General features: G+C 72.9%; 9 protein-coding genes and 1 pseudogene. 7 read left to right on the top strand and 3 right to left on the bottom strand.

What is annotated here, in order from left to right; genetic code table 11:
• From AB0J09_RS41830 to AB0J09_RS41810, 5 genes and pseudogenes are all read left to right on the top strand, one after another.
• Positions 1-435, top strand: a pseudogene (locus AB0J09_RS41830) (hypothetical protein); the annotation flags it as partial.
• Positions 432-1,481 carry a DUF917 domain-containing protein gene (locus AB0J09_RS41825; protein ID WP_360703862.1) on the top strand — a complete coding sequence of 350 codons (1,050 nt, stop codon included), beginning with the start codon at positions 432-434 and terminating at the stop codon, positions 1,479-1,481. The pseudogene AB0J09_RS41830 and the gene AB0J09_RS41825, both read left to right, overlap by 4 nt.
• A gap of 13 nt (positions 1,482-1,494) precedes the next feature.
• Complete coding sequence (locus tag AB0J09_RS41820) at positions 1,495-3,342, top strand: helix-turn-helix domain-containing protein (protein WP_360703859.1); 1,848 nt, start codon at positions 1,495-1,497, stop codon at positions 3,340-3,342.
• A 265-nt stretch (positions 3,343-3,607) separates the two neighbouring features.
• Positions 3,608-5,659 carry a hydantoinase/oxoprolinase family protein gene (locus tag AB0J09_RS41815; protein WP_360703856.1) on the top strand — a complete coding sequence of 684 codons (2,052 nt, stop codon included), beginning with the start codon at positions 3,608-3,610 and terminating at the stop codon, positions 5,657-5,659.
• Positions 5,656-7,284: a hydantoinase B/oxoprolinase family protein gene (locus tag AB0J09_RS41810; protein WP_360703853.1), complete on the top strand. Its 1,629-nt coding sequence runs from the start codon at positions 5,656-5,658 to the stop codon at positions 7,282-7,284. The genes AB0J09_RS41815 and AB0J09_RS41810 overlap by 4 nt, the downstream gene beginning before the upstream one ends.
• Here the strand turns inward: AB0J09_RS41810 and AB0J09_RS41805 are convergent.
• Positions 7,195-7,476, bottom strand: coding sequence for a hypothetical protein (locus tag AB0J09_RS41805; protein ID WP_360703851.1), 282 nt, complete (start codon positions 7,474-7,476; stop codon positions 7,195-7,197). The genes AB0J09_RS41810 and AB0J09_RS41805 overlap by 90 nt on opposite strands.
• A 175-nt stretch (positions 7,477-7,651) precedes the next feature.
• Between AB0J09_RS41805 and AB0J09_RS41800 the strand changes: the two genes are divergently transcribed.
• The gene (locus AB0J09_RS41800) at positions 7,652-8,890 is read left to right on the top strand and encodes a hypothetical protein (RefSeq protein ID WP_360703847.1); all 1,239 of its coding nucleotides are present in this window, start codon (positions 7,652-7,654) and stop codon (positions 8,888-8,890) included.
• Here AB0J09_RS41800 and AB0J09_RS41795 read toward each other — a convergent pair.
• Entirely contained in the window at positions 8,884-9,717 is an 834-nt protein-coding gene (locus AB0J09_RS41795) for a metallophosphoesterase (protein WP_360703845.1), read from the bottom strand. The genes AB0J09_RS41800 and AB0J09_RS41795 overlap by 7 nt on opposite strands.
• Before the next feature lie 109 nt (positions 9,718-9,826).
• Between AB0J09_RS41795 and AB0J09_RS41790 the strand changes: the two genes are divergently transcribed.
• A complete protein-coding gene (locus tag AB0J09_RS41790) occupies positions 9,827-10,447 on the top strand; it encodes a YigZ family protein (RefSeq protein ID WP_360703842.1) in 621 nt (206 codons plus the stop codon).
• Positions 10,448-10,460: 13 nt separating this feature from the next.
• On the opposite strand, the gene AB0J09_RS41785 is transcribed toward AB0J09_RS41790, so the two are convergent.
• A partial coding sequence (locus AB0J09_RS41785; RefSeq protein WP_360703839.1) for a chorismate-binding protein occupies positions 10,461-10,657 on the bottom strand: 197 nt, incomplete at its 5' end.

The raw sequence follows: 10,657 nt of genomic DNA, 5'->3' as shown, positions 1-10,657 counted from the left end.
AATCCTGATCGGCGAGGGGTTCTGGACCGGCGATCCCTCTCAGCCGGTGTGCCCGTGTACTTCGCCAGGTCGGGCAGCGGGCTGGTGTCGGCGAGCTATTTCCGTCGGTACCCGCTCGCCTGCGACTTCGGCGGCGCGGCCGGCCTCGCGCGCGGGCGGGTGGCGCTGCCCGGGGTCCCCGACGAGGTGGCGGCGGCGTACGGGGCGGCGATCGGGCGGCCTGAGGCGCAGGTGGAGCGGATCGTCCAGGCACGAGGGCGGGCGGAGCTGGATCGGGTGCTCCAGGACGCCCGGGATGAGGCGCTCACCCGCGTGGTCAGCGCGGGAGCCCCGCCCGGCTCGGCCAGGATCGCGGAGACCACGGCGAACCCGCTGTCGTACCTGCCGGACGGGCTGTACCGGGTGCGGGTGACGGCGGAAGGCACGATGCCATGAGCGGCCACGCGCGGCGGGCGGTCATCGACGGGGAGGCGCTCGAGCGGCTCTCGGCGGGGTCGCGGATGTTCGCGACCGGGGCGGCGGAGTCGGCGCACAACCTCACCCTCGACTGGGGGGCCTCGGTCATCGGGACGGGAGTCGAGCTGGTGACGGCCGGGGGGCTGGCGCCGGAGACGTTGTGCGTGTCCGTCAGCCTGGTCGGGTCCACGACCGCGCTGGGGGAGCAGCTGCCGAGGGGCGACGAGCCCGCGCGGGCCGTACAGGCGCTGGAGCGCAGGCTGGGGGAGCGGGCCGGCGCGGTGGTGGCGCTGAACCTCGCGGCCGAGAACGCCCTGGTCCCGCTCATCGCGGCGGCCCAGCTCGGAGTGCCACTGGTGGACGGCGACGGCACGGGACGGGTGTTCCCGCTGGTCGAGCAGACGACGTTCGCGCTGGGCGGGATGAGCCCGGCCCCGCTGGCGCTGGCCGGCGGGTCGGGGGAGCTGGTGCTGCTGGAGACGGCCGGCGACCGGGTGGAGGAGCTGCTGCGCCCCGTGGTCCTGTCGCTCGGCGGGTGGGCGGTGGCGGCCTGCTACCCGATGACGGCGGGCGACCTGGCGCGGGTGCTGGTGCCGGGGACGGTGAGCCTGCTGCTCCGGGCCGGCGTGCCCGGAGCGCCCCGCTCGGCCGCGGCGCCCTATGGCGCGCGACGGCTGTGCAGGGGACGGATCCTGGCGGTGGAGGGCAGCACGGGGCACGGCACGGACCTGGCGCTGCCGTCGCTGCCGTCCAGCATCGTGGTGCAGGAGTCGGCGGGGCTGCGACGGCTGGTACGGCTCGAGGCACACAACGAGATCGTCCTCGCCCTGGCGGACGGGGCGGTGGTGGCGATGGCGCCGGACCAGATCTGCATGATCTCCACGGCCGGCGGGATGGTCGTGGACGTGGACAAAGCGGTGCCCGGCCTGGAGGTGGACGTCATGGTGGTGAAGGCCGCGCCGGTGTGGCATACGGACGAGGGGCTTGCGCTGGGCGGCCTGCAAGCGTTCGGGATCCCGCTGTAGAGGGGAGGGCGCGGTGAGCAGGACGCGCGCGACGGGGTGGGAGGCGCCGATCACGGTGGCCGAGCTGGTCAACGCCGGGCCGCTGGCCGGAGCGCGGATGTACGGCACCGGCGAGAACCAGGTGCACCAGGTGCGGATCGTGGACGAGCTGTCCGTGTTCGGCCAGGTGGCGCCGCACACGGCGGTGGTGCTGATCGGGACGGCGGCCAGCGGCGGGTGGGCGGTGGAGATGGCCATGCGCCGGGCCTGGGAGCAGGCGGCGGCGTGCGTGATCGCGCCGTCCGGCAGGCTGAGCGCGGGCTCCGGCGAAGTGCTCGCCGAGCGGCTCGGCGTCACGTTGATCTTCGTGGACGAGGACCCGCTGATCGTCGCGGTCCGGGTCGCCTCGGCCGCCGCCCGCCCGGAAGCGGCCCGCACCCAGCTCGTCGCCCGCTGCGCCACCCGTCTCGCCGAAGCCGGCCCCTCGGCCCGGCGCGTGCTCGGAGTCCTGAACGCCGAGCTGCCCGGCACCTCGGTGACGCTCCTCGACCGCTACGGCCGTCACTTGGCAGGTGCCCGGCCCGTCGACCGCCCAGGCACAGACCGCCTCGGCACGGAGACCCCGGGCGGCGGTGCCATGGGCGCGGATGCCCACGGTGGCGGTGACCGTGGCGCCGAGCCCCTGGGCGGCGGTGGCCCCGGCGCGCGGGACGAGTCCGGCGAGCCGCGCGGCACGCGCGACGGGTTCGGGGGCGAGGTCGTGCCAGGCGACGCGTCCCGCCCTGTGGCAGACGATGCCCGCGCTGGCTCCCCAGCACGGGATACGCCCGGCGACGGCTCCGATGCGGGAGGCGGAGCCTCAGGCGCGTCCATGACACGAAACGGGAAGGGCGGCGGCCCCATGGCGGGTCGTGGGGAAGACGGGGGGCCAGGGGTGGGGCGCCGCGCCTCCGGTGAGTCCATGGTGCGGGAGGCGTCGGACGGGCGGGCGCAGGGGACCCGGTGGTCGGCTGAGGTGGAGGTGCCCGACCTGGACGGCGGCGTGCTGGGCACCTTGGTAGCCGGCGGCTCGTCCCGGTCACCCGGATGGCCCGCGGCCGTGCGTACCGTATTGAAGCTGGCGGTGGCCCCGCTGGCCGCATGGGCCGCACAGGAGCGGCTCCGGACGTCCCGCGACTTCGCCCTGCAGCAGGCCCTCGCCGAACGCCTGCTCGCCGAGGCCCCGGCCGAGCCGGACGAGGGCGGACCGAGGGCGGAGGCGATCGCGCTGGGCTGGCCCGTGGAGGGCACGCTGACCGGCTACCAGATCAGGCCCACGGCGGAGGCGGCCGACGCCCCGCTGGCCCGGACGCTGATCACCGCGACCCTGGGCCAGGTCCCCGTGCTGCCGCGGGGCGAGGGGTGGGCGGGATGGTCGGCCCTGGGCCCGGGCGAGCTGGCCGAACGCCTGGCACGCTGCCTGGAGACGATGCCCTGGCCGTGCGTGGCCGGGGTGGGTGCGCAGGTAGAGGGGCTGCGGTCGGTGGGGGAGTCGTTGCTGGGCGCGGAGGCGGCGGCGTTCGTGGCGGGGCCGGGAACGGTGGCGCGCGCCGACCGGATGGGCCCGGCCGAGTTGCTGGGCGCTCTGCCCACGGGTGTCCTGCGCACCCCGGCCTCGGTCGTGCTGCGGCCGCTGCTGGCGGTCGACAAGGACGGCACGCTGCTGGAGACGCTGGCCGCGGTCCTGGACGAGGGCGGCGCGCTGAAGGCGGCCGAGCGGCTGGGCGTCCACCGCAACACGATCACCACGCGCCTGGAGCGCGTCAAGTCCGTGGGCTTCGACCTGGACGACGCCGCCACCCGCCTGGCCCTCCAGCTCGCCTGCCACGTCCTCCTTCGCTGAGCCCGCCCGGTACGCGACTCGCCTCGCCGCGAGCGGACCGCCTGTACTTCGGCAGAGGTCCTTTCGCGAGGGCATCGCATCGCTCACGCCCCCCGTGACGGGACAAGGGCCCGGCGGGCTCTCGAAGGACGGTGGAGGGCCGTGCAGGTTGAACACAGGGCGAGGCCACGTTGTACGGTCGGCCTTGCGGAATGCACTGGAGGACGCCTCTCCCTGTGCGGGCCGCACATGCGAGCCGGTGCCGCCACGGCGTACGGTGCAGCGCATGAGTTATCGCGTCGCCATGGACATCGGCGGCACCTTCACCGACGTCGTGTGCTACGACGAACGGAACGGCGCCGTCACCGCCTCGAAGGCGCCCACCACTCCGGGAGACCTGGCCGAGGGCGTGTTCGCCGCGCTCGGCCGGGTCGTGGACGACCCCGCGGGGATCTCGTTCTTCGTGCACGGCACCACGCAGGGACTGAACGCGCTGCTCGAGCGCAAGGGCGCCCGCGTGCTGCTGCTGGCGAGCCTGGGCGGCAGGGACGTCTACCAGATCGCCAGGGGCAACCGCGACCGCATGTTCGACCTGCGCTACCGCAAGCCCGTGCCGCTGGTGCCGCGCCAGGACGTCATGGAGGCGGGCGGCCGGCTGGACTACCGGGGGGAGGAGCTCGTACCCCTCGACGAGGAGGCGGTGCGGGCGGCGGCGCGGCGGGCGCGTGAGGAGGGGTTCGACGCGGTGGCCGTGTCCCTGCTGTTTTCCTACGCGAACCCGGCGCATGAGCTGCGGGCGGGCGAGATCCTGCGGGAGGAGCTGGGCGACGACGTGCTGGTCGTGCTCTCGCATGAGGTGGCGCGGGAGTGGCGCGAGTACGAGCGGACCTCGTCGGCGGTGCTGGAGGCGTACACCGGGCCTGTCGTGCGCCGCTACCTGGCCAGGATCGAGCGGCGCTTCGCCGAGCGGGGCCTGGCGGTGCCGGTGCACGTGATGCAGTCGTCGGGCGGGCTGGTCAACGCCTCGTACGCGATGCGCAGGCCGTTGCAGACGCTGCTGTCCGGGCCGGTGGGCGGCACGATGGGCGGGGTCGCGGCGACCCGGCTGCTCCGACGCGGACCCGGCGTCATCGAGACAGGGCGGGACAACGCCATCTGCATCGACATGGGCGGCACGTCGTTCGACGTGTCGCTCGTGGTGAACGGGCGGCCCGACGTGAGCGCCGAAGCCCGCATCGAGGGTTATCCGGTGCTCATGCCGATCGTGAACCTGCACACCATCGGCGCGGGCGGCGGCTCGATCGCCTACGCGGAGGCGGGCGCGCTGCGCGTGGGACCCGAGTCGGCAGGGGCCGTGCCGGGGCCTGCCTGCTACGGCAGGGGCGGCACGCGGGCCACGGTGACCGACGCGAACGTGGTGCTCGGCCGGGTGGATCCGGCCTGGTTCGCGGGCGGGCTGATGACGCTGGACGTGGAGGCGGCGGGTACGGCGATCGCCACGCTGGCCGACGAGCTCGACCTCGATCCGCTGCTGCTCGCCGAGGGGATCTGCGACGTGGCCAACGCCAAGATGGCGCAGGCGATCCGGACGCTGACCGTGGAGCACGGGATCGAGCCGCGGGAGTTCGCGCTGGTGGCGTTCGGCGGCGCGGGGCCGATGCACGCCGCGTTCATCGCGCGGGAGCTGGGGATCTCCGAGGTGGTGGTGCCGCGCTTCCCTGGAGCGTTCTCGGCGTGGGGGATGCTGGAGGCGGACGTACGCCGGGATCTGACGCATCCGTACTTCCGGTCGCAGGACGTGCTCGACGGCCCCGACATGTCCCGAAATTTCGTGACGTTGGAGGAGGAGGCCCTTGCGGCGCTCTCCGCCCAGGGCGTGCCGGAGGAGCGGCGCCGGGTCGAGCATGCCGTGGACATGCGCTACGAGGGGCAGGACTACACGCTGACGATCCCCCTGCGCGACGCGGCCGAGCCCGCCGAACCGGGGTTCCTCGAGGCCATCGCGGCCCGCTACGCCGAGGCGCACACCAGCCGCTACGGGCACGCCACCCCGGAAGCGCCGGTGGAGTTCGTCATGCTGCGCAGCACCGGGTTCGGCTCGTTCCCGCGCACCGTCGCCGCTTCGCCGGAGGTCCCCGAGGAGCAGGCGGAGCACGTACGGGATGTGATCTTCGATGGGGCCGTGCACAGCACGCCCGTGCTGCGGCGCTCCAGCCTGGACGGCGAGCTGGCCGGGCCCGCGATCGTGGTCGAGGAGACCGCGACCACAGTCATCCCGCCCGGCTGCGTGGCCACCGTGGACCCCAACGGCTTTCTCATCATGAAGGTGGACCAGTGATCGACCCCGTCACCACGGAGATCATCCGTTGCGCCCTGCTGCAGGCGGCCGAGGACATGAACACCACGCTCATCCGCAGCTCCTACACCCCCGTCATCTATGAGGCCAAGGACTGCGCCGTCGCGCTGCTCGACCGCGACCACAACGTGCTGGGCCAGTCGTCCGGGCTGCCGATCTTCCTGGGCAACCTGGAGGTGTGCACCCGCGAGACCGAGCGCCTGTACGGGCGGGAGGTCTGGCAGGAGGGCGACGTGTGGGTGCTCAACGACTCCTACATCGGCGGCACCCACCTCAACGACGTCACCGTCTACGGGCCGATCTTCGTGGACGGGGAGCTGGGCGGGTTCGCGGCGTCGCGGGCGCACTGGCTGGACGTCGGCTCCAAGGACCCGGGCGGCTCCATGGACTCGACGTCGATCTTCCAGGAGGGCCTGCGGATGGGCCCGGTGAGGGTGTACGCGGACGGCGAGCCCTGCCGCGACCTGCACGAGGTGATCGCCCGCAACGTACGCTTCCCGCACGCCACGCTCGGCGACCTGCGCGCCCAGGTGAGCTGTGCCATGACCGGGCAGCGGCGGCTGAAGGAGATCGTCTCCCGGTGGGGCCTGGAGACGGTGCTGGCGGCCCGTGACGAGATCTTCGCCCAGACCGAGCGGATGGAGCGCGCGGCCATAGCGGCCATCCCCGACGGCGTCTACGAGGCGTCCGGCCACCTCGACAACGACGGCATCGATCTGGACGCCCCCCTCCCCGTCAACGTCACGGTCGCGGTGTCGGGCGAGTCGATGCACGTGGACCTGACCGACTGCGCCGACCAGGCGCTCGGCCCGGTCAACTGCGGCGCGGCCCAGGCCGTGGCCGCCGTCCGCGTCGGCTACAAGCTGCTGGTCTCGGGCGACGTGCCGCTCAACGGGGGCTCGTTCCGGCCGCTGTCGGTGGACACGCGGCCGGGCTCGATGCTGGCCGCCGAGTCGCCCGCCGCCTGCCAGTACTACTACTCGCACCTGGGGCTGCTCATCGACCTGGTGGTCAAGGCGCTGGCGCCGGTGCTGCCGGACAAGGCGGCCGCCGCCTCGTACGGGGACTCGATGATCGTGCAGTTCACCGGCACGGACCCCCGTACCGGCAAGCTGTACGTCTCCCAGGAGGCCACGGTCGGCGGCTGGGGCGCCTGGGAGGGCGGCGACGGCGAGACCTGCCTGATCAACAACGTCAACGGCGCGCTGCGGGACATGCCCATCGAGGTGCTGGAGACCCTGTTCCCGGTACGCGTGCGCCGCTACGAGATCCGCCCCGACACCGGCGGCGCGGGACAGTGGCGGGGCGGGAACGGGGTGGTGCGCGAGTACGAGTTCTCCGGCGACACGTCGCTGTCGCTGTGGTTCGAGCGCTCGGTCACCCCGGCGTGGGGCCTGGCGGGCGGCGAACCGGGCGCCCCGCCGCGCGTCACCCTCAACCCGGGCACCCCGGACGCCCGCGAGATGCTCAAGGTGAACGCGCTGCCGGTCAAGGCGGGGGACGTGCTGCGCTGCGAGTCAGGCGGTGGTGGCGGCTACGGCCCCGCCGAGCGCCGCTCCCACACGGCCACGGCCGCCGACCTGACCCAGGGCCTGATCACCCGCTGACCCGGTCACCCGCCGTACCGGTGCTCTCCTCCGGCGCCGGTACGGCTGGGGGACCCAGCCCGCGCAGCCGCGGGTGGCGGTGGACGGGCCGTGCTTGCGCAGCAGGTCCACGAGCTGCACCCGTACGGGATGGGCGAGCGCCCGCAGGCCCGTGGCGTCGAGGACGACCACGCTCTCATGGGATCGCGTCATGGCTAGAAGGTTAAACCGCAAACATTTATTCGCAAAGAGTTCTTCGCGAAGAAATGTTTGCGATTCCGCACCCGAAGAGATCACGAACCGCCCTCCGCCCGGTGAGAATGATCGACACGGGGACGCTCGGGGGTGCCGCGTCTCCGGGGACATCGTTCTGACGGAGGGACCGACAGTGCGTCATTCAACGACCCGCCTGCTCGCCGGCGGCGCCGCTCTCGCCATGGCCGTCACGGGGGCCGCCATTCTCCTGCCGGTGCCGCCCGCCGCGGCCTCAAGGGTGGAGGCGGCCTGTGCCAACACCGCCGGCGACGCCAAGACGCTGCAGGCCGCGATCGACTCATCCAAGGAGGGCGACGAGGTCGTCATCAAGGGGCCGTGCCTGATCAACGCCACGATCAGCCTGCCGGACCGGCGCACGTACCGGGGCGACGCCAAGGCCGGGGCGGTGCTCAGGCAGGCCGACGGCGCCAACCTGCCCGCGGTGCTCGCCTCCGAGGGCTGGGTCAAGAACACCGACACCAGCGGCGACACGATCCGCGTCGAGAAGCTCACGATCGACGGCAACCGGGACAACAACACCGGCACCGTGGGGCTGCTGCTGCGCTCGTGGAACACCCGCGTGTACGACGTGGACATCTACGGCACGCCGTCCGACGGCATCCGCATCAGCAACCCGTCACAGAACGGCACGCTGCTCAAGAACACGATGGTCAACAGCGTCATCAGCGACGTCTATATCGAGGGAGCCGCCGAGGCGGGGCTGCGGGTCGTCGACCCCGGCAACTCCGTCACCGACTGGACGCTGCAGCGCTCCTGGATCGGCTTCAGCGGGACGCACGCCATCCAGAGCGACAACGCGGCCGGCTGGACGTTCAGCGACCTGCACCTGTACGCGACGCCGAAGAACGCCATCGACGCCCACCGCTGCTTCGGCACCTCGATCCAGAACAACTACATCGAGGACTTCGGCGCCGAGAGCACGGCGAACCAGACGTACTACGGCATCCGCTGCGACCTCCAGGGTGAGGCCAACACGACGATCACCGCCAACCGGATCCACAAGTTCCTGCCGCCGACGGACGCGCTGGCGGCGCTGCGCAAGGCACTGGGCAAGGCCCGGCGGGAGGGCTCGGCGCCGCCGGAGCGCACGTACACCGCCACGGGGTCGCTGCCGGCGGACGTGAACTTCGTCTACCTCGCCCTGGACGCGGTCAACTACGGCACCGGCCACGCGGCGATCACCGGCAACACCATCCTGGGCCACGGCACCAAGCGTGAGACGGGCATCCTGCTCAGCAAGGGCGACGGGGAAGGCGAGGCGATGTCCGTCGCCTCCAGCGGCAACCTGATCGACGGCATCGGCGTGCCGCGCAAGATCGGGCGCGGGGTGAAGGTCACGAGAGGTTACTGAAGAACCTCGCGCAGCAGCTTGGGGCCACCCGGCCGGCGACGCCACTCCCTCGGGTAACCGAGCGACACCTCCTCGAAGCGCACGCCGTCGTACCAGGTGACGCGGGGGATGTGGAGGTGACCGTAGATCACGGCGGCGGTCGGGTGGCGCGTGTGCCACTCCCTGGTGGCCGTCGTGCCGCACCACTGGGCGAACTCGGGGTAACGCAGGATGTCGGTCGGCTCGCGTACCAAGGGATAGTGGTTCACGAAGACCAGCGGCACGTCGTCGAGCCCGGCCAGCCGCCGCTCGGTCAGCTCCACCCGGGCCTGGCACCACGCCTCACGGCTCGGGTGGGGGTCGGGGTGCAGGAGGTACTCGTCGGTGCAGATCACCCCGGTGCCGCGGGCGTACGCGAGCGCGCTCTCCTTGGTGAGGTGGCCCGCCGGCAGGAACGTGTAGTCGTAGAGCAGGAAGAGAGGCACGATCCTGACCGGTCCGCCCGCCCCCTCCCATACGGGGTATTCGTCTTCCGGGGTGAGGACGCCCAGGTCCCTGCACATGCTCACCAGGTGCTCATAGCGGGCCGCTCCGCGCAGGTCCGGCGGGTCGTCCGGCGGGGTCCACAGCTCGTGGTTGCCCGGCACCCAGACGACCCGCTCGAAGCGGCCCGCCAGCAGCTCCAGCGCCCAGGCGATGTCCGCCAGCCGCTCGCCGACGTCGCCGGCGACCAGCAGCCAGTCGCCCGGGGTGGCCGGTTTCAGCTCCTGCACGATGGCCCGGTTCTCCGCGTAACCGACGTGCAGGTCGCTGATGGCCAGCAACCTGCTCTCGCCTTCTCTGGGCAACGGGCTTACCTCCTTCGCGCGTGACTACGAGCATGCCACGCGGCAGGCAGGCGTCACAGGGGTGCCGGCGGTGCCCTCGCCGCCACCGGGGCCGAATACGCTGTCGAATGTGCCTGCGCCCTACCTCACCCTCGCCGCCGTCGCCGAGCACGAGACGGAGGCCAAGCGCTCGCGCTTCATCTGCGCCCTGGCGCCCGCGCGCAGCGTCGAGGAGGCGGTCGCGTTCATCGGGGAGCGGCGCCAGAAGCACCCCGGCGCGACCCACAACTGCACCGCCTACGTCATCGGTCAGCGCGTGCAGAAGGGCGACGACGACGGCGAGCCGGGCGGCACCGCGGGCACGCCGATGGTGCAGGCCCTGGTGGGCAGGGGGTTCAGCGACGTGGTCGCCGTGGTGACCCGCTACTTCGGCGGCACCCTGCTCGGGGCGGGCGGCCTGGTGCGCGCGTACGGCTCCGCCGTGACCGAGACCCTCGACCGGGCCGAGCCGGTGCGGATGGTGCCGGCCAAGCTCGTGCGCGTCGCGGTGGCACACGACCAGGCCGGGCGGGTGGAGAACGACCTGCGGGCCTCCCGCCACCCGGTGCGCGACGTGACGTACGCGGGCGAGGTCACCTTCACCGTCTCCGTGGGCGAGGACGAGGTGGCGCCGTTCGCGGACTGGGTGGCCACGCTGACCGCGGGCCGGGCGCGCGTGGACGTGGGCGACGACATCCACGTCCCCGCCTGATCACGCAGCCTGATCACCCCTCCAGGGCGTACTGCATGACGCGGAACTTGGCCTGAGCCTCCGCCAGCTCGGCGGCCGGGTCGGAGTCGCCCATGATGCCGCCGCCCGCGAACAGGCGGGCCCGGCGGCCCTGCACGAGCCCCGAGCGCAGCGCGATGCCCCACTCGCCGTCGCCGTGGGCGTCGATCCACCCGACGGGTCCCGCGTACC

Origin of the sequence: Nonomuraea sp. NPDC049784 (assembly GCF_040659615.1) — a bacterium.
In the GTDB taxonomy this organism is placed as follows: domain Bacteria; phylum Actinomycetota; class Actinomycetes; order Streptosporangiales; family Streptosporangiaceae; genus Nonomuraea.
The sequence above is the reverse complement of the archived record's forward strand: the minus strand, read 5'-3'. Positions and strand labels throughout refer to the sequence as shown.

Coding starts and splice junctions, on each gene's coding strand:
- AB0J09_RS41815 (WP_360703856.1), top strand. CDS start 3,608: ATGAGTTATCGCGTCGCCATGGACATCGGCGGCACCTTCACCGACGTC.
- AB0J09_RS41805 (WP_360703851.1), bottom strand. CDS start 7,476: ATGACGCGATCCCATGAGAGCGTGGTCGTCCTCGACGCCACGGGCCTG.
- AB0J09_RS41825 (WP_360703862.1), top strand. CDS start 432: ATGAGCGGCCACGCGCGGCGGGCGGTCATCGACGGGGAGGCGCTCGAG.